Here is an 18,169-nt window from a genome sequence, read left to right as displayed (position 1 = left end):
GCGATGCCGCTCGCCGAAGCAATCATGCGTCATGCGGTGAGCCGCCCGCACGATCCCGCCTTCCGCATCGAAGGCCGGATTTTTACTTTCGGACAACTTGCCGCCGACGCAAGCAGCATTCTCGGCTTGATTGAACAATGGGTGCCCGCCAGGGCGGGTGGAAGTATTCTGTCAGATCGGGCGCGACTGATCGCAATTCAAAGCGGCAACCACCCGCTCTTTCCCGCCGCCTTCGTCGCCGCGACCGCAGGCGGCAATTGCGCCGCGCTCATCGATCCGCATCTGCCAACGGCCACGCGCCGGCGAATGGTAGAGCAATTGCGGCCCGATATCGTCATTCATACGGAGGGCGATGCGCTGCGGCTCGAACGGCCGGCGACTGGCGAAACCGCGCTCTTCGAGACTGCGACCGAGGGCTTCCGCCCCATTCCTGTTGGCAAAGACGGCGAACCTTTCCTCATCGTTTTCACGTCCGGCACCACGGGAGAGCCGAAGGCGATCATCCGCGATCGCCGCTCCTGGCGTCTCAGCCTCGAAACAGGGCGATACTTTTTTGACGTCGGAGCGGAGACGACGACCTATGCGCCCGGTCCGCTCGCGCATGGACTGACGCTTTACGCGCTTGCGGAAACTCTGAAGGCAGGCGCGGAATTCGTCGGTGCCCGGCATTTCGACCCACGGCACGCAATGGCGACCATCTCAGCCGGGAAGGTCAAGCGGCTCGTGCTGGTGCCGACAATGCTGCGACGGCTCTGCGAACAGGCAGAGGGCACCACACTGCCCTCCGTCGAAGCGATCACCGTTGCCGGAGCCAAGCTCACGCCTGCGGACCGGAAGGCGGCGAGCCTTGCCTTTCCCGAGTCACGGATGATCGAATATTACGGCGCTTCCGAACTGGGCTTCATCAGCGTCGCCGATGCGTCAGACAGTCTCGCCCCGACTGCGGTCGGCAAGGCGTTCCCCGGCGTTCGTCTCGCGATCCTTGATGAGACGGGAAACGATCTTCCCGCGGGAGAGATCGGTACGATCTTCGTCGAAAGCGCGCTCATCTCCGATGGCTATATTGCTGGCGGCGACGGCGTGGGCTTTTCCCGGAACGGCAATCTCGCAACGGTCGGCGATCTCGGCTTCCTTGATCCCGACGGCACGCTGCACCTCATCGGCCGCGCCGGCGGCATGGTGCTTTCCGGTGGTAACAACATTTATCCGTCCGAGGTCGAGGCCGCGATCATGGCTGCCGGCGAAGTCCGCGCCGTCTCGGTCCTGGGTCTCGATCACCCCGACCTCGGCGCCGAGCTCGCGGCGGTCGTCCAGCCGCGCGGAGATGCATTCGACCATAGGGCGCTGCAGCGCCATCTTGATGCCGCCCTGCCGCGCTACAAGCATCCGCGCAAGATCTGGCTCTGCCGTGACATGCCGATGACGGCCTCCGGCAAGATTGCCACCAAGGAGCTCCGGCAATGGATCGCGGAGGGGAACGGTGCCCTTGAACGCCTCGTCTGATCCGGCACGCATACCCGTCATCATCGCCGCCCTGCGGACGCCGATCGGCCGCGTGAACGGCAGTCTGGGCAAAATTGAGCCGGCCACGCTTGCCGCGCCGCTGATTGCCCGGATCATCACGGACATGGGCATCGACGGCGATGAAATAGACGACGTGCTCATTGGCAATGCCGCCAACAGCGCCGGCAACCTCGCGCGACTTGCCGCGCTCGAAGCCGGCCTGCCCGTCGCCATTCCGGGCGTGACGGTCGACCGGCAATGCGGCTCGGGGCTGGAAGCCGTTACACTCGCAGCGCGGCAAATTCAGGCCGGCGCAGGACGGTTCTATCTTGCCGGCGGCAGCGAAAGCGCCAGCCGCGCCCATATCCGCCTTCGCCCGCCGCTTGTACCCGACGAGGAGCTGCAGCCAGTGAAGCGCGCGCGGATGGCGCCCGATTCCATCGGCGACCCGGATATGGGCGTCGCTGCCGAGAATGTCGCCACCGCCTGCGGCATCTCCCGCGAAAGGCAGGACCGGTTCGCGCTGGAAAGCCACCGACGCGCCGTCGCGGCCGCGGCGGCCGGCAGGTTCCAGCGCGAGATCGTGCCGGTGTCAACGCCGACGGGTCTCGTCTCCAGCGATGAATGCCCCCGGGCAAACGCAGCCGCCGAGACGCTTGCCCGGCTGAAGCCGGTTTTCGTCAAAGACGGCACCGTGACCGCCGGCAATGCCTGCCCGATCAATGACGGAGCTGCCATGGTACTGCTGACGAACCTCGCCGAGGCACGCCGGCTTGGGGTTCCATTTGCCCTGGAATTCGTCGACGCGACGGCGGCGGGCGTGCATCCTGGCCTGCTCGGGCTCGGACCCGTCCCGGCGATGGCGAAGCTTCGTGCGCGCAACCCGGCGCTCGACCTCGACGACATCGAGTTCATCGAATTCAACGAGGCTTTCGCCTCACAGGTTCTGGGCAGTCTCGACCAGCTCGATATCGCGCCGGCCCGCGTCAATCGCGACGGCGGCGCGATTGCGCTCGGACATCCCTACGGCGCGTCGGGGGCAATCCTCATCGTCCGGCTGTTTTCGCAGATGCTTGCGGCCCCCTCCGAAGCCGAGGGCCTGGCAATGATGGGGATCGGCGGCGGCATGGGCGTCGTTGCTCACTTCCGTAGCCTTCGGCTGGATCAGACGAGATAGCCGGTCAGCCATTCGCGTGTGGCGGCAGGCAGGGGCACAGGCGCATGGCGAGCGGGATCAACCGCCACCCAGACGATCTCGACCTCGGCGACGAGCTGGCCGCCAGCCTCGACACGTACCGCAAAACTCACTGAACTGCCGCCGATCTTCGAGACGTTGACGATGAAACGGGCGGGTTCGTCATAGCGCAGGCCACGATGAAAGAGGCAGGCCGATCGGCGCACGAGATAGGCGGGCTCGTTCCTGACGGTCGGCCGATGGCGCCAGAGGCCGGACAAGGCGGCCTCGGCATGCGCGTAATAGGCCGCATTGTGCATATGGCCGTGCATGTCTATATCGCGAAACGGAATGCGGATTTCCGTAACATTTTCCCGTTGCGTGCCGTCCATGCGAGGCCCTCACGATGCGTTCTTCCTTGGTTAGACAGTTTGGCGATCCCGGACAAGTCATCGCGCTCGTAGATGTCGATCGTGCCACGCCGGGAACCGGGGAAGTCGAGATCGCCGTGTCGCTTTCGGCCATCAACCCCTCGGACCTGATCCCCGTCACCGGCGCCTACAGCGCACGCACGGTCCTGCCCTTCGTTCCCGGTTTCGAGGGCGTCGGGGTAATCAGCCGCGTCGGGGCTGGCGCACAAGGTCTGCAACCGGGAGATCGGGTCATCCCCATCGGCGCAAGCGGTCTGTGGCAGCAGTTTCTCGTCCGCCCGGCCGAATGGTGCTTTTCCGTCCCGGACGACATCGACGACGCACAGGCTGCCACAAGCTACGTCAACCCGCTTACGGCATTGCGGCTCGTCGAGCAGTTGCAGGAACATTTCGGCTCTCTCAAGGGCCGCAGCGTCGGTGTCACCGCGGCGGGCTCCGCGATTGGCGGAATGCTGCTGCGTCTGCTCGCTCTCGAAGACCTGACGACAACCGCCATCGTCCGAAGCGAAAAGAGCGTGAGCCGCCTCGGCGATGTGCACCGGATCGTTGTCGCAGACGGCAACAGCCTTCCGCCACGGCTCGCTTTCGACGCCGTGCTCGATGCCGTCGGCGGGACCTTGGCGGGCGAACTGATCACGCGTTCCGTCCAATCCGGCGGGATCTTCCTGCAGTACGGCGCTCTAGGCGGCGTGCCGGTGCCGCAATCGGCAATCAGTGGCCGCCCCGACGTCCGTTTCGCCTTCCTGTGGCTTAGAACCTGGGTGCATTCGGTCGGCCGCGATGCACTCGAAGCGGCCTTTGCGCGAAGCTTTGCGGGTTTGCGCGACGGGTTATTTGCGAGCCCGATCGCCGCCACCTATCCCCTGAGCCGTCTCGCCGAAGCGCTGGCGTACCAAGCGAACCCGCTCCGCGCCGGCAAGATCCTGCTGGATCCGCGTTGTTGAAAATCGGCACTTTCACGATCTGCACCATGGACCTCTGGCAGTTCACGCACTAGTTTTCCGGCATGACCACGTTTCTCTACGAAAACCCGGTCTTTCTGGAGCACAAGGTTCCCGAGGGGCATCCCGAGCGGCCGGACCGGCTGAGGGCGCTGAACCTTGCGCTCGACCATCCGAATTTTGCCGAACTTAAACGGGTCGAGGCGTCCAAGGGCAGCGAGGACCTCGTCCTGCTCGCCCATCCGGAACAGCACCTGAGGTCGATCGTCAGGGAGATTCCCGAGGAGGACATAAACCAGCTCGAGGCTGACACATACGCGAGCCCGCAGAGCCTTGTCGCGGCGCTGACCGCTATTGGCGGTGCCGTCGCGGCGGTCGATGCCGTTTTCGCCGGCGAGGCGGACAACGCCTTCGTCGCCGCGCGCCCGCCGGGACACCACGCGGAGAAGAACAAGGCGATGGGTTTCTGCTTCTTCAACACGGTCGCGATCGCCGCCCGTCATGCGCAGAAGGCACATGGGGCCGAGCGCATCGCGATCGTCGATTGGGACGTCCACCACGGCAATGGTACGCAGGACATTTTCTGGGACGACCCGTCGGTGCTCTTCTGCTCGACCCATCAGATGCCGCTCTATCCCGGCACCGGCGCGAAGGACGAGACGGGCATAAAGCACAACATCGTCAACGCCCCACTCTCGCCGAACAGCGGCAGCGAGCATTTCCGCGACGCGTTCCGGACACGGGTACTGAATGCACTTGATGATTTCCGTCCCGACTTCGTGCTGATTTCCGCCGGCTTCGATGCCCATCACCGAGATCCGCTGGCTCAGATCAACCTTGTGGCGGAGGATTTCGACTGGGCAACCGGTCGCCTCATGGAAATCGCCGGCAGAAGCGCCGGCAACCGTGTCGTCAGCCTGCTCGAGGGCGGCTATGACCTGCAGGGGCTCGCCGAATCGGCGGGTATGCATACTCTGAGATTGATGAGAGGGTAATTGATGACCACCACCGCGCAACAGGACGTTTCCACCCTCTCCTTCGAGCAGGCCGTCGAAGAGCTGGAGCGTATCGTCTCGGCGCTTGAACGCGGCGACGTCGCGCTCGACAAGTCGATCGAGATCTATGAACGCGGCGAGGCGCTGAAGAAGCATTGCGAGATGCTCTTGAAGGCCGCCGAGGACCGCATCGAGAAAATCCGCCTCGACCGCGCCGGCAAGCCGCAGGGCGTGGAACCGCTCGACGCCGAATAGTGAACAACGAGACGTTGCCGGTTTGCTGCCCTCGTCCGGCCAGCCGGCCACCTTCTCCCTCGCAAGCGGGCTAAGCTGCTCCTGTGGCGTTTCGACCTGTGAGAAACGCCACAGGATCGCGAAACGCTGCGTCTCCCGATTGTTGCTACCGGACCGGCAGCATTGAGGATAGTCTCGACCTGTACGCCACCAACCGGAGTGATCGCCATGTCCTTCTTTCCTGGTCCAGATCCGCTCGCCGGCGACAAGCCGGCCTGCGACGCCATCGAGCATCTCATCATTCCGCGCACCAGCGACATCGGAGGTCTTCAGGTTCGTCGGGCGCTGCCGACCGCAAGGCGCCGCCTCGTGGGTCCGTTCATTTTCTTTGACCGGATGGGGCCGGCACTGCTTCGGGCCGGTCAGGCAATCGACGTGCGCCCGCATCCGCATATCGGCCTTTCGACCGTGACCTACCTCTTCGACGGCGAGATCAAGCATCGCGACAGCCTCGGTACCGAAATGGTGATCCGCCCCGGAGACGTGAACCTGATGACCGCTGGCCGCGGCATCGTGCATTCCGAACGCTCCCCGGAGAACCAGCGCGGCCTTGAACGTTCGCTGTCCGGGCTGCAAACCTGGCTGGCACTCCCCGACGACAGGGAGGAAATCGACCCGATCTTCACGCACACCGAAGAACGCTTGCTGCCGCACCTTGCCGACGGCGGCGTACGCGCACGCGTGGTCCTCGGCCGTTTCGAGGGCGCGGCGTCACCCGTCTCCACTTTCACCGACACGATCTATGTGGATCTCGCGATCGAAGCGGGCAAAAGCGCCCCCTTCGCGGCCAATTGGGAAGAGCGTGCGCTCTACATCCTCTCCGGCGAAGCGATCATCGCCGGCGATCACTTTGCCGACAACCAGCTGCTCGTCTTCCGCCCCGGCGATGAAATCACGGTAACCGCCGGTCCCGCGGGCTGTCATATCATGCTGTTCGGCGGCGCTGCTCTCGGCTCGCCGCGCCACATCTGGTGGAATTTCGTTTCCTCGTCGAAGGAACGGATCGACAAGGCGAAGGAAGAATGGCGCACCGGGCGGTTCGACATAGTGCCGGGGGATGAGGAAGAGTTCATACCTTTGCCCGAAAGCTAATTTTCGTTAAGCTCTTGGTTGAAGTCGCAGGAAAGCCTAATTTTGCATTCAACGGCGATTGCGTCTAAAGATCCGTTCCGAAGAACACCATCAACAATTCGCGCGCCCCTCCGGCGCGCATGAGGCATGCAGCGTGACACAACTGCCAACCAATCCTATGCCGGCGACGCCCTTGCTTGATCAGGTTAAGTTCCCCGACGATCTCAAGAAGATCGACGAGAAGGATCTGCCGCAACTGGCAAGCGAATTGCGCGCGGAAATGATCGATGCGGTGTCGCGTACCGGGGGCCATCTCGGCGCCGGCCTCGGTGTCGTCGAACTGACGATCGCGATTCACAAGATTTTCGACACGCCGCATGATCGGCTGATCTTCGACGTCGGCCATCAGTGCTATCCGCACAAGATCCTGACTGGACGGCGCGACCGCATCCGCACGCTACGCCAGGAAGGCGGCCTTTCCGGCTTCACGCGGCGCGCCGAAAGCGAGTACGACCCCTTCGGCGCGGCGCATTCCTCGACGTCGATCTCCGCGGGGCTTGGCATGGCGGTCGCCGCCGATCTCGACGGCAAGAGCCGCAACGTGATCGCCGTGATCGGCGACGGCGCGCTCTCCGCCGGCATGGCTTACGAAGCGCTGAACAATGCCGGCGCGCTGGATGCACGCCTCATCGTCATCCTCAACGACAACGACATGTCGATCGCGCCACCGACCGGCGCCATGAGCGCCTATCTCGCGCGGCTTGCCTCGGGGCGCACCTATATGGGCATCCGCGAGGTCGGCAAGAAGCTGACGGCCTATCTCGGCAAGTCGGTCGACCGGGCGCTCACCCGCGCCGTCGAGCATGCTCGCGGCTATGTAACCGGAGGCACTCTCTTCGAGGAGATGGGTTTCTACCATATCGGCCCGATCGACGGTCATTCCTTCGACCATCTGCTGCCCGTCCTGCGCAATGTCCGGGATAATGCCAAGGGACCGGTGCTGATCCATGTGGTCACGCAGAAGGGCAAGGGCTATCCGCCGGCAGAAGCTGCGGCCGACAAATATCACGGCGTCAACAAGTTCGACGTGATTACCGGTGCGCAGGCGAAGGCGAAACCGAATGCGCCGGCCTACACCTCCGTGTTTGCGGAAGCGCTTATCCAGGAAGCGAGCCTTGACGACAAGATCGTCGCCATCACCGCGGCGATGCCGTCCGGCACCGGTCTCGACAAGTTCATGGCCGTGCACCCGTCGCGTTGCTTCGATGTGGGCATCGCCGAGCAGCACGCCGTGACCTTCGCGGCGGGGCTTGCGGCGGAAGGCTACAAGCCTTTCGCGGCGCTCTATTCCACGTTCCTTCAGCGCGCCTACGACCAGGTCGTCCATGACGTGGCAATCCAGGGACTGCCCGTCCGCTTCCCGATCGATCGCGCCGGCTTTGTCGGCGCCGATGGACCGACGCACGCCGGCTCCTTCGATACGACCTACCTCGCCACTCTTCCGGGCTTCGTGGTGATGGCGGCCGCCGACGAGGCGGAACTGAAACATATGGTGCGCACCGCTGCCTCCTATGACGAAGGCCCGATTTCCTTCCGCTACCCCCGCGGCGAAGGCGTCGGCGTCGAACTCCCGGAACGCGGCGAGATCCTGCAGATCGGCAAGGGCCGCATCGTCAAGCAAGGATCGAAGATTGCCCTGCTTTCGTTCGGTACGCGGCTTGCCGACTGTCTGGTGGCGGCCGAGGACTTGGACGCTGCCGGTCTCTCGACGACAGTTGCCGATGCCCGCTTCGCAAAGCCCCTCGACTACGATCTCATCCGCCAGCTTGCGCGTCATCATGAAGTGCTGATCACCATCGAAGAGGGCGCCATCGGCGGCTTTGCGAGTCACGTGCTGCAGTTCCTTGCCCTGGACGGGCTGCTCGATGGCGGACTCAAGGTGCGGCCGATGGTGATGCCGGATATCTGGATGGAACAGGCGAAACCCGAAGCTATGTATGCCGCGGCCGGACTCGACCGGGCCGGCATCGTCTCGACCGTCTTCAAGGCCCTCGGCCAGAAGCATGCGGTCGACCTCGGGGCGGCTGGCTGAGACCTTCTCGGTCACACGCCTCAACGAAGAGACGACGCCAAGGCGCGATGAGACAGCATGTCCGATGAAGCCAAGATATCCCTCCGCCTTGACCAGTTGCTGCTCAACAGCGGCCTCGTTGCCAGCCGCGCCCGTGCGCGCGATGCCATCCAGCGCGGTACCGTCAAGGTCGATGGCCGCACCGTCACCAAGCCCGCCGCCACCTTCGTCGAAGGCGTCGCGATTACCATAGATGATCCGGCGCAGGCCTATGTTTCCCGAGCGGCGCTGAAGCTCGTCGCCGCCCTCGACCATTTCGGCCTCGACCCGTTGGGGCAGACCTGCATCGATATCGGCGCCTCGACCGGCGGCTTCACCGAGGTTCTGCTCACGCGTGGTGCCGGCCATGTCATCGCCGTCGACGTCGGCCATGGACAGATGCATCCGCGCATTGCGGCAGATCCGCGCGTTACCAATATCGAAGGGCTGAACGCCCGGGCGATGACCGTGGCCGACATCGGGGATCATGCGATCACCTTCGTCGTTTCCGACGTCTCCTTCATCTCGTTGAAACTGGCACTCCCGCCCGCGCTCCGCATGGCCGAACCCGGCGCGCACTGCGTTCTGCTCGTCAAGCCGCAATTCGAGGCCGGGCGCGAGGCGATCAGCAAGGCCGGGCTACTCAAGGATCCCGAGAGCGCCCCGGCGGTGGCTAAGGAGTTGGAGCGCTGGCTTGTGGAGGACATGGGCTGGCAGAGCCTCGGCCTCATCCCCTCCCCCATCGCCGGTGGCGACGGGAACGCGGAATTCCTTCTTGCCGGGGTGAAGCCATGAGCACGCAAACGGTCACGATCACCCGTCTCGGCGCACAGGGCGACGGCATCGCGCAGACCGAAGCCGGGGCGATCTATGCGCCGTTCACGCTACCCGGCGAGACCATAGCGCTCGCCGTCAACAAGGCGCACGGCACGCTGATCTCGGTGAAGGAGGCCTCCCCCGACCGGGCCGAGCCGAAGTGTCGTCACTTCGGCCCTGACGGCATCAACGGCACCTGCGGCGGCTGTACGCTCCAGCACGCATCTGACGACCTTTATCACGCCTTCAAGCGCAATCTCGTTATCGATGCCCTGAAGTCGAAGGGGTTAACGCCGGAGGTGGCGCCGCTGGTCATTGCCCGTCCAGGCGAGCGCCGGCGCGTCGTCTTCACTGTGCGGCAAACCGAAAAAGAATTGCTGCTCGGCTTCAACCAGGCGGAAAGCCATCACATCGTGGCGATCAGCGAATGTCCGATCACGAGCCCGGGCATCGTCTCCCGGCTCGCGACCGTTCGCAAGATCGCGGCCGCGATGGCGTCAAGCGCCGAGCCGTTCCGCATCACGGTGCTTGAAACCAATTCCGGCCTCGATCTCGCCTTTGAGGGCGTCAAGCTCGGCGACAGAGAGCGTCGCCTGACGGTCGAGGCTGTGTTGGCCGAGCGGGGCATTGCGCGCGTCAGTCTCAATGGCGAGATCATCGTCGAGCCCATAAAGCCGGTGATAAACTTTGGCAGCGTTGCCGTGTCACCGCCGCCGGGAAGTTTTACCCAGGCGACGCGGCCTGCCGAAGAAGCGATGGCAAGGCTGGTGCTCGAGCATGTCGGTAAGGCCAAACACGTCGCCGATCTTTTCTCCGGCATCGGCACCTTCGCCCTGAGGATCGCGCAGAGGGCGCGCGTGCATGCCGTCGAGGGCGACGACAAGGCGTTGAAAGCGCTAGATTTTGCCGCGCGCAACACGCAAGGCCTGAAGCCGGTGACGATCGAGAAGCGCGACCTATTCCGCCGGCCCATGATGGCACAGGAATTGAAGGCCTATGATGCGGTCGTGTTCGACCCGCCGCGCGCCGGCGCCGAAGCTCAATGCCGTGAACTCGCCCGCTCGGGCGTCAAGAAGATTGCGGCCGTTTCGTGCAATCCCGTGACGCTTGCCCGCGATCTCGCAATTCTCACCGCTGCGGGCTATCGGATCACGTCCGTGACGCCGATCGATCAGTTTCTCTGGTCGGCGCATGTGGAAGCGGTCGCGACCCTCGAAAAACCCCAGAAATGACGGAGGCCCGGCAGATGCCGGGCCTCCTTTTGGTTCATGTCTAGCCTGATCAGGCTGCGCGGCGCCGGTAGCTTGCGGCGCTCGAATGGGCCGCCTGCGTCTCACCGAGATTGAACTGGGCGAGCAATGCGTTGAGCGCGGCAGCCTCCTGGGCGAGACCGTGGCTTGCCGCCGTCTGTTCCTCGACCATCGCCGCGTTCTGTTGCGTGCCCTGATCCATGGTGTTGACGGCCGTGTTGATTTCCTGAAGACCCGTCGACTGCTCGCGCGTCGCGGTCACGATCGCGCTTACATGCTTGTTGATCTCCTGCACCTCGGCAACGATCGCTTCCAGTGCCCGGCCAGTGTCGCCGACCAGCGTCACGCCGGAGCGTACCTGGTCGCCGGAGGTCGTGATCAGCGCCTTGATTTCCTTCGCGGCGTTGGCCGAACGCTGGGCAAGTTCGCGCACTTCCTGGGCGACGACGGCAAAGCCCTTGCCGGCCTCGCCCGCACGGGCCGCCTCGACGCCGGCGTTGAGCGCCAGGAGATTGGTCTGGAAGGCAATGTCGTCGATGACCCCGATGATGTTGGAGATTTCGCCGGACGACTTCTCGATCGCATGCATCGCCTGCACGGCGTTCTGCACGACTTCGCCGGACTTCTCGGCGCCGGCGCGAGTGCGGGCGACGAGCGCGCCGACCTCTTCAGCGCGGTGAGCGGAATCCTTGACGGTCGTAGTGATCTCCTCGAGCGCAGCGGCCGTCTCTTCGACGGACGCTGCCTGCTGCTCGGTGCGGCGGGCAAGATCGTCGGCAGCCGAGCGGATCTCGCTGGCGCCGGCATCAATCGCTCGGGCGTTGACGCCAACCGCGCGGAGCGTGTCGTGCAGCTTGGCGACCGAATTGTTGAAATCGGCTCTCAGGCGATCGAGACGATCGGCAAAGGGGCTGTCGATGCGGAAGGCGAGATCGCCGTTGGCGAGCCGGTCGAGGCCGGTCGCAAGCGCGTCGACCGCGTGCTGTACTTCCGCCGCATCGCGTGCCGTCTGGGCCTCGCGGTCCAGACGCTCGCGCTCGGTGAGCGACCGCGTGGCGTCCGCTTCATCTTCGAGCCGCGCCCGCTCGACGGCATTTGTGCGGAAGACGGCAACGGCCGCAGCCATCGAGCCGATCTGGTCAGGGCGCCCCTCGCAGGGGATTTCGACGTCGATATTGCCGGCGGCAAGCTTTTCCATGGTGCCGGTCATTTCCGTGATCGGCCGGATGACCAGGCGGCTGAGCAGCGTCGCAAGGAAAGCGATCATGACGCCAACGGCGAGGATCGTCGCGACGGTGGCGGCGACGCGGAACTGGCTGATTGCCGAGTAGGCGACGTCCGCGTCCACGACGAAGCCGACATACCAGTCGACCGAAGGGAGCCCCTTGACCGGAACGAAGCTGACCAGCATCGGCTTGCCGTCGAGTTCGGTGTTCATGATGCCGCTGCCGATCTTCGGCGTGTCGACGGGAAAAGCATCGACAAGCGTCTTCGTTACCAGCTTGGCATTCGGATGGACAAGGATCTGGCCGTCCTTGTTGGCGAGGAACGCGAAGCCTTCGCCACCGACGTCGATCGCATTGACCATGGAAACCAGGGTCTTCAGCGAGAAGTCGCTGCCGGCGACGCCATAGAGCTTGCCCTGATGCTTGACCGGCACCGCCGCGCTGATGATCAGATCGCCGCTGGAGGCGTCGATGTAGGGTTCGGTGAGCACGCGGGCGTCGGCCTTTACCGCCTGCTGATACCACGGACGCTGCCGCGGATCGTAGCCTTCGGGCATTGGTGTTTCGGGCCAGGTGATGAACTTGCCGCTTTCGTTGCCGACATAGGTGGAGATGAACTCGGCGGTGAGAACATCGTTCTTCAGAACCGGCTGGACACCGGCGTCGTCACCAACGCGACCGACAGCGTCGGCGACCATGGCGGTCAGCGTCACGCGGCCGTTCAGCCAATTGGCGACGCTCTGGGCCGCCTGATTGCCGGACGAGGCAATGTCCTCCTCGACTGCCTTCGTCGTCGTTGAGCGCTGAAGGCTGTCGATGTAGACGGAAAAGCCTGCAAAGGCGCCGACGACAACACAGGACGCGGCAACGAGAATGCGCGTCATGAGATTCGATCGTTTGGACAAGAGAGGACTCCCCTGGAGTAGCCGGCATCCTTCGCCGGACATGAGCTCGTGAGATTCCCCGCGCATGGCGGATCGGTCGCGGCACGCAACAAACGAAACTGCGGGGAAATGATGGACATGCCGCGAAGGCAAGACCGGCCATGCCTCATGCGGCCGGGGCCGCCCGCACGACAAGCGCCTGCCTGTTCTGATGAACGCGCAAAGGACGCTCGGCGCTCTGGTTCCGGAACATCCTTACCGCTTTTTCCATGTTTCCACTCTGAAAGCAGGATAATCCAGGGAAGGCCTACTGCGGCCGCACGCTAACGACCGCTATTTAAGAACCGATTAAAATTGACATATGCAAGTTCAGGATATCCGCCCGCAACGCTATCCTCCGGAACGCGCAGCCGACTCTCCCGCGGATTTAGCGACGCATGAAGGCTTCGAAGGCCGCACGCGCTTCGGCGCTCTTCAACTGCGCCGCGAAATGCGCAGCCTCCTCGTCGATCCGCGCAAGCACATCGCTGCGGTCTCCGCGAACAAGGTCACGGGCGATGCGCAACGCCTCCGGTGGTTTCTTCGCGAGGCGCGCCGCGAGCGAAAGCGTCTCCGCCTCGACCGCATCGACGACCTTCCAGATCAACCCGGCCTGCAAGGCGTCGGCGGCTTCCAGCGGTTCGCCGGCGGCGAGAAGCGCGAAGGCGCGCTGGTGCCCCATAATTCGCGGCGCGATCAGGCTGGATGCGGCTTCAGGCACGAGCGCGAGATCGACGAAGGGCGTCTTGAAAACCGAGCGCGCGGAAGCAAGCGTCAGGTCGCAATGGAGATGGATGGTCGTGCCAATGCCGATCGCCAGACCGTCGACGCCGGAGACAACCGGCTTCTTCGCGCCTGCAAGCGTCCGCAGGAAATCGAGTACCTCGTTCCCCATCGTCCCGCCCATGGCAAAGGCGAGAAAGTCGGCCATGTCGTTTCCGGCGGAGAAGCATCCTTCGGTGCCGAGGAAGGCAGTAACCCGGACGGCCGGATCGGCTCCCGCCACCGCCAGTGCATTCGTCATCTTGGCGTACATCTCGCGCGTGATGGCGTTCTTCTTTTCCGGCCGGTTGAAGCGGATGACCTGGACGCCGGGATAGGCCTCCGGGCGTTCTACGAGCACGTGATCAGTCATAAGTTCCCCCTCAAACGAGAACGGCCCGCGCGGCCGCAAGGCTCTCCGCCCCATTGACGACGCGATCCTTGAGCGCGGCTGTTTCGGCGAGCAGGTTTTCCGCCGCGAAACGGCAAAGCGCGATGCGGGCGTCCTCTTTTCCGTCGCCGGTTTCCGCCATGCCACCCTTGGCGAGATACGCGCCCGTCAGCGCCAGCCCGAAAAGACGCTGATAGGCGGTTGCGCCCGAGAGCGCATTGGTGAGCTCTCGGCCATCGAGAGCAGCCAGCAGCCATTCGGTCGCGTCGGAGAGATCGGCGATCGCAGCGTCGAGCCGCGCCGCCGTTTCGCCGAAGCCCTTCCTGTCCGTGGCCCTGACGGCGGCGGCGATCTCACCCAGTTCGGCAATGAAGCCGCGCACATGGGCGCCGTCGGACAAAGGCAGTTTGCGAGTAACGAGATCGATCGCCTGTATCCCGTTGGTGCCTTCATAGATCGGCGCTATGCGCGCGTCGCGGAGGTAGCGGGCGGCCCCTGCCTCCTCGATGAAGCCCATGCCGCCGTGCACCTGAATGCCCAGCGAGGCGACCTCGACGCCGACATCGGTTGCAAAGGACTTTGCGATCGGCGTCAGCAGGCTGGAACGCTCCTGCCAATGACGGGCTTTCTCGCCCTCGCTGGCATGCGCCATGTCGACTGCGTGGGCGCAGGCATAGGCGATCGCCCGGGACCCTTGAGTCAGCGCCTTCATCGTCAAAAGCATCCGGGCGACGTCCGGATGCTCGATGATCGGGCTCATGCCCTCGCCGCTCCATCCCGGCGCCCTGCCCTGCGTACGCTCCTTCGCATAGGCGATCGCCTTTTGGGTGGCCGCATCGGCGATCGCGACACCCTGCATGCCGACGGCAAGCCGGGCATTGTTCATCATTGTAAACATGCAGGCGAGGCCGCGGTTTTCCTCGCCGACAAGATAACCGATCGCACCTTTTTCATCGCCGAACTTGCCGTCACCATAGATCATCGTGCAGGTGGGCGAGCCGTGGATACCGAGCTTGTGCTCGAGCGAGTGGCAGAAAAGGTCGTTCCGGGCACCGAGCGAGCCGTCGGCGTTGACAAGGAACTTCGGCACGAGAAACAGCGAAATGCCCTTCGTGCCGGCGGGCGCGTCCGGCAACCGCGCCAGCACGAGATGGACGATGTTATCAGTAAGATCGTGCTCGCCCCAGGTGATGAAAATCTTCTGGCCGAAGATGCGATAACTGCCGTCGTCGCGACGTTCGGCCCGGGTCTTGAGCACCCCCAGGTCGGAACCGGCGTGCGGCTCCGTCAGGTTCATCGTGGCTGTCCACTCACCCGAAACCATCTTGGCGAGGTACGTTGCCTTCAGCGCGTCGGAGCCGTATCTCTCCAGGGCTTCGATGGCGCCCATGGTCAGCGTCGGGCCAAGCGCGAAAGCCATCGAACCGGCATTCCACATCTCCATCGCGGCGACGTGCAGCATGTGCGGCAGATTTTGCCCACCGAAGGCCTCTGGAGCCGTCAAACCGTTCCAGCCGCCACCGATCCATCTGTGATAGAGATCACGCCATCCTTCCGGCGTCTTGACGGCGCCATCGACGAGTCGTGCGCCTTGCCGGTCACCGACATCGCCGAGCGGAGCCACCTCTTCCGTCGCAAAGCGCCCGGCTTCCGCAAGGATCGCATCGACCAGATCCTCACCGAGCTCACCGACAGCACCGGCGTCCAGGGCCTCGGCCATGCCCGCCACGTGCTTCAATGTGAATGCGATCTCGTCGACCGGTGCCTTGTACATGCTCATCCTCCCCGTGCAGCCGAAACCATCGTCGAACAGCGCTGCGCGTCCTTCTTCGAACCGAACACTATTGATTTTTACGTAAACGTCAACGTCAATCACTGTCGGTTCGGGCTGCGAAGAATTGTAACAAAACTGTCATCGAGGGCGATTAGAAGCCGAGTCGTTAGAGCGGGATGCAGGCAGAAAACCGCTCACACTCTTCCATGATCCCGCTCCAGCCAAGGCGCTGCGATGAACCTGATTTCTCCCGAGATACCGGGCCTTGTCTGGGCCTACCGCTTCATACCGGGAGAAAGCCGATGCCAACGCATCGCCACCGACTCGTCGATCGACACCCTTTTTGACGGTGACGGCTGGGTCTGGCTGCATCTCGCGCTCAGCGATGCGCGCACGCCCGCGCTGATCGAGCGCATCAGCAACCTTCCGCAGGCGGCGATTGCTACACTCACCAGTCACGATACCCAGGCCGCGATCACCGTTTCCGACGATGCCGTCCATGGAACGCTGGTGGATTTCGAGCGCACTTTCGACGCGGTCACGAAAACGATCGGCTGGCTGCATTTTGCCGTCAACGACAAGATCATCATTACGACGCGGCTGCATCCACTGCGCAGCATCGATCGGGTGAAGGCGGCAGTCGAGAAAAGCGCCAGATGCAGCCGGCCGATCGACCTCTTCGAAATGTTGGTCGTCGAGTTCCAGCGCATGTTGATCACGCTCGTGCTGGAGCTCACCGAAGAACTGAACGTCATCGAGGATCATGTCTACGGAGAGATCGGGCACAGGCAGCAGCCAGGGCTCGCGCCGCTGCGCAGGACCGTGGTGCGGCTGCACCGGCATCTGAGAACCATTCTCGCTCTGCTGCGCCGGGCCGGAGCGTCGGAGGAGGACGAGGTGCCGCCGGGTTTCATCGGCGCGGCGGAGCGGCTTTCCGACCGGTTGGAGGCGGTTGACCGGGATGTGTTCGCACTTCAGGAGCGCGCAAGGCTTCTCCACGAGGAAATCGACAGCAAGATTTCCTCGGAGACCAACCGACATCTCTACATTCTGTCGCTGATGACCGCGTTCCTTTTGCCGCCGACATTGGTGACCGGTTTCTTCGGCATGAACACAGGAGCCCTGCCCTTCGCCGACGGCGGCGGGACGCTCTACGCTGCGTTGATCATCGCCTGTTCCATGGGCCTTGCCTGGCTTATTCTGCGCCGCATTGGCATTCTGTAGACCACGTAAGAGTCACGCGCGGCTGGCCCAGAAGTGCGAAAAGGCCGGCAAGCCTGCGCCCTCCCTTTATTGCAAACGCTACAATCCAGAGCCGAACTTGCGTACGACGCTTCTGCTGGAGGTCTGTGTACAGGAGCGATCGTCTCGCGCAGGATCGACACGGGGCTGAGATTTACGACCTTTTAACGCTAATGTCGGCAATCTCAGTGAATGGAAAAGCGGGGACTCTCGATCTCGGGGACGATCTTGCGCCTGGTGGCCCTTCTGGGTCTGACCTTCGCGGCGGCGGATGCGCACGCGCGCGACCTCGAACCCTGGAAGCAGCGGCAGAACGCCATCATCGTTGATGCCTATGAGATGAACAGCATCGACTGGGAAGTGATGCTGAAGGACAAGCGTATCGCCGGGTTCATCGCAAAGGCCTCCGATGGCCTGCCCGAAAGCTTCTCCTGTACCGGGGACCATGGCGGCGACACGGTAGCCCACTGCAAAACGATGTGGCGCAAATATGCCGTCAGCCGCGAACTCTACCAGACGCGCCGTATGATCGCCCGCTCGCACAGCCTGCTCTGGGGCGCCTACCATCTCGCTCGGCCCGGCAATCCTGTCGATCAGGCCAACCATTTCCTCGACTATGCCGATCCCCGCGATGACGAGGTGATGGTTCTCGATATCGAGGGGATCGATCCGGAAAAATTCATGTCGCTGGAGGACGCCGCCATTTTCGCCGGGCATATCAAGGCCCGCACCGGCCGCTACCCGATCCTCTACACCAATCACATCACCGCGAAGCACATCGCCGCCAACCGCTTCAAGCACCGGCTGCTGTCGCGCCTTCCGCTCTGGTACGCCCGCTACAAGCCTGACATCCGCAAGGTGTTTCCGATGGGAAACTGGGACAGCTACGCGCTCTGGCAATTCTCGTCGTCGCACAATTGCGGCAAGCGGCGCTGCCCATACCGGGTGCCTGGCACGCTTAACGATATCGACGTGAACGTCGCCGCCATGCCGGCCTCCGCGCTGAAGGCCGTCTGGGCGCAAGGCGCCCTGCTGCCGGAGAAGGCGCCGGTTTTGACCGTTGTCGCCGCGGCGACGCGCGGCACGGCGCCAGCAGCCAGCGCCACGGCCGCCGTCTCGTTCGAGCGGCCCTCATTGCTCGTAAGCCGGGCAACGGCCGCGAGCAAGTCGGGCAGCGGGGTAGACATGACCGTTACCGGCTCGATTGCCGTCAAAGCGGCCGAAGCACACCTGCCCCACCGGGCGGAGCGGCGCTAAGGCCACCCT

15 protein-coding genes are annotated in these 18,169 nt (G+C 63.7%); 11 read left to right on the top strand and 4 right to left on the bottom strand.

Annotated features, from left to right (window positions below; genetic code table 11):
* Positions 1-3: 3 nt before the first annotated feature.
* Both QN219_RS01725 and QN219_RS01720 read left to right on the top strand, forming a co-directional pair.
* Positions 4-1,503: a class I adenylate-forming enzyme family protein gene (locus QN219_RS01725; protein WP_283997472.1), complete on the top strand. Its 1,500-nt coding sequence runs from the start codon at positions 4-6 to the stop codon at positions 1,501-1,503.
* On the top strand, positions 1,487-2,680 hold the full coding sequence (locus tag QN219_RS01720) for a thiolase family protein (protein WP_283997470.1): 1,194 nt from the start codon (positions 1,487-1,489) through the stop codon (positions 2,678-2,680). Before QN219_RS01725 ends, QN219_RS01720 begins: the two co-directional genes overlap by 17 nt.
* On the opposite strand, the gene QN219_RS01715 is transcribed toward QN219_RS01720, so the two are convergent.
* On the bottom strand, positions 2,668-3,069 hold the full coding sequence (locus QN219_RS01715) for a thioesterase family protein (protein WP_283997467.1): 402 nt from the start codon (positions 3,067-3,069) through the stop codon (positions 2,668-2,670). The genes QN219_RS01720 and QN219_RS01715 overlap by 13 nt on opposite strands.
* Before the next feature lie 14 nt (positions 3,070-3,083).
* Between QN219_RS01715 and QN219_RS01710 the strand changes: the two genes are divergently transcribed.
* The 7 genes from QN219_RS01710 to QN219_RS01680 all read left to right on the top strand — a co-directional run bounded on the left by QN219_RS01710 (position 3,084) and on the right by QN219_RS01680 (position 10,567).
* A complete protein-coding gene (locus QN219_RS01710) occupies positions 3,084-4,052 on the top strand; it encodes a zinc-dependent alcohol dehydrogenase family protein (protein WP_283997466.1) in 969 nt (322 codons plus the stop codon).
* A gap of 62 nt (positions 4,053-4,114) precedes the next feature.
* Positions 4,115-5,044, top strand: a complete 930-nt coding sequence (locus tag QN219_RS01705) for a histone deacetylase family protein (protein WP_283997463.1) — start codon at positions 4,115-4,117, stop codon at positions 5,042-5,044.
* Positions 5,045-5,047: 3 nt separating this feature from the next.
* The gene (locus tag QN219_RS01700) at positions 5,048-5,299 is read left to right on the top strand and encodes an exodeoxyribonuclease VII small subunit (protein ID WP_283997461.1); all 252 of its coding nucleotides are present in this window, start codon (positions 5,048-5,050) and stop codon (positions 5,297-5,299) included.
* 207 nt (positions 5,300-5,506) lie between these two features.
* The gene (locus QN219_RS01695; RefSeq protein WP_283997459.1) at positions 5,507-6,430 is read left to right on the top strand and encodes a pirin family protein; all 924 of its coding nucleotides are present in this window, start codon (positions 5,507-5,509) and stop codon (positions 6,428-6,430) included.
* A 157-nt stretch (positions 6,431-6,587) separates the two neighbouring features.
* Entirely contained in the window at positions 6,588-8,501 is a 1,914-nt protein-coding gene (gene dxs / locus QN219_RS01690; protein ID WP_283998233.1) for a 1-deoxy-D-xylulose-5-phosphate synthase, read from the top strand.
* 57 nt (positions 8,502-8,558) lie between these two features.
* A complete protein-coding gene (locus QN219_RS01685) occupies positions 8,559-9,314 on the top strand; it encodes a TlyA family RNA methyltransferase (RefSeq protein WP_283997457.1) in 756 nt (251 codons plus the stop codon).
* Positions 9,311-10,567 carry a class I SAM-dependent RNA methyltransferase gene (locus QN219_RS01680; RefSeq protein ID WP_283997456.1) on the top strand — a complete coding sequence of 419 codons (1,257 nt, stop codon included), beginning with the start codon at positions 9,311-9,313 and terminating at the stop codon, positions 10,565-10,567. Before QN219_RS01685 ends, QN219_RS01680 begins: the two co-directional genes overlap by 4 nt.
* Before the next feature lie 49 nt (positions 10,568-10,616).
* Here QN219_RS01680 and mcpU read toward each other — a convergent pair whose 3' ends face one another.
* The 3 genes from mcpU to QN219_RS01665 form a co-directional block, all read right to left on the bottom strand.
* Positions 10,617-12,758 (bottom strand): methyl-accepting chemotaxis protein McpU, encoded by a 2,142-nt coding sequence (gene mcpU / locus QN219_RS01675; protein WP_283997455.1) that lies wholly within the window; start codon positions 12,756-12,758, stop codon positions 10,617-10,619.
* A gap of 364 nt (positions 12,759-13,122) precedes the next feature.
* Positions 13,123-13,869, bottom strand: coding sequence for a crotonase/enoyl-CoA hydratase family protein (locus QN219_RS01670; RefSeq protein WP_283997454.1), 747 nt, complete (start codon positions 13,867-13,869; stop codon positions 13,123-13,125).
* A 10-nt stretch (positions 13,870-13,879) separates the two neighbouring features.
* A complete protein-coding gene (locus QN219_RS01665) occupies positions 13,880-15,661 on the bottom strand; it encodes an acyl-CoA dehydrogenase (protein ID WP_283997453.1) in 1,782 nt (593 codons plus the stop codon).
* Positions 15,662-15,895: 234 nt separating this feature from the next.
* Here QN219_RS01665 and QN219_RS01660 point away from each other — a divergent pair, with 234 nt between their 5' ends.
* Together QN219_RS01660 and QN219_RS01655 are read left to right on the top strand one after the other, a co-directional pair.
* Positions 15,896-16,885 (top strand): transporter, encoded by a 990-nt coding sequence (locus QN219_RS01660; protein ID WP_283997452.1) that lies wholly within the window; start codon positions 15,896-15,898, stop codon positions 16,883-16,885.
* A gap of 210 nt (positions 16,886-17,095) precedes the next feature.
* Entirely contained in the window at positions 17,096-18,160 is a 1,065-nt protein-coding gene (locus QN219_RS01655) for a glycoside hydrolase family 25 protein (RefSeq protein WP_283997451.1), read from the top strand.
* Positions 18,161-18,169: the final 9 nt, after the last annotated feature.

This window comes from Sinorhizobium sp. 8-89 (assembly GCF_030124325.1).
GTDB lineage: Bacteria > Pseudomonadota > Alphaproteobacteria > Rhizobiales > Rhizobiaceae > Sinorhizobium.
This window is presented reverse-complemented; position numbering and strand designations above follow the sequence as displayed.

Coding starts and splice junctions, on each gene's coding strand:
- QN219_RS01705 (WP_283997463.1), top strand. CDS start 4,115: ATGACCACGTTTCTCTACGAAAACCCGGTCTTTCTGGAGCACAAGGTT.
- QN219_RS01685 (WP_283997457.1), top strand. CDS start 8,559: ATGTCCGATGAAGCCAAGATATCCCTCCGCCTTGACCAGTTGCTGCTC.
- QN219_RS01655 (WP_283997451.1), top strand. CDS start 17,096: ATGGAAAAGCGGGGACTCTCGATCTCGGGGACGATCTTGCGCCTGGTG.
- QN219_RS01725 (WP_283997472.1), top strand. CDS start 4: ATGCCGCTCGCCGAAGCAATCATGCGTCATGCGGTGAGCCGCCCGCAC.
- QN219_RS01660 (WP_283997452.1), top strand. CDS start 15,896: ATGAACCTGATTTCTCCCGAGATACCGGGCCTTGTCTGGGCCTACCGC.
- QN219_RS01680 (WP_283997456.1), top strand. CDS start 9,311: ATGAGCACGCAAACGGTCACGATCACCCGTCTCGGCGCACAGGGCGAC.
- dxs (WP_283998233.1), top strand. CDS start 6,588: ATGCCGGCGACGCCCTTGCTTGATCAGGTTAAGTTCCCCGACGATCTC.
- QN219_RS01665 (WP_283997453.1), bottom strand. CDS start 15,661: ATGTACAAGGCACCGGTCGACGAGATCGCATTCACATTGAAGCACGTG.
- QN219_RS01670 (WP_283997454.1), bottom strand. CDS start 13,869: ATGACTGATCACGTGCTCGTAGAACGCCCGGAGGCCTATCCCGGCGTC.
- QN219_RS01710 (WP_283997466.1), top strand. CDS start 3,084: ATGCGTTCTTCCTTGGTTAGACAGTTTGGCGATCCCGGACAAGTCATC.
- QN219_RS01695 (WP_283997459.1), top strand. CDS start 5,507: ATGTCCTTCTTTCCTGGTCCAGATCCGCTCGCCGGCGACAAGCCGGCC.
- QN219_RS01700 (WP_283997461.1), top strand. CDS start 5,048: ATGACCACCACCGCGCAACAGGACGTTTCCACCCTCTCCTTCGAGCAG.
- QN219_RS01715 (WP_283997467.1), bottom strand. CDS start 3,069: ATGGACGGCACGCAACGGGAAAATGTTACGGAAATCCGCATTCCGTTT.
- mcpU (WP_283997455.1), bottom strand. CDS start 12,758: ATGTCCGGCGAAGGATGCCGGCTACTCCAGGGGAGTCCTCTCTTGTCC.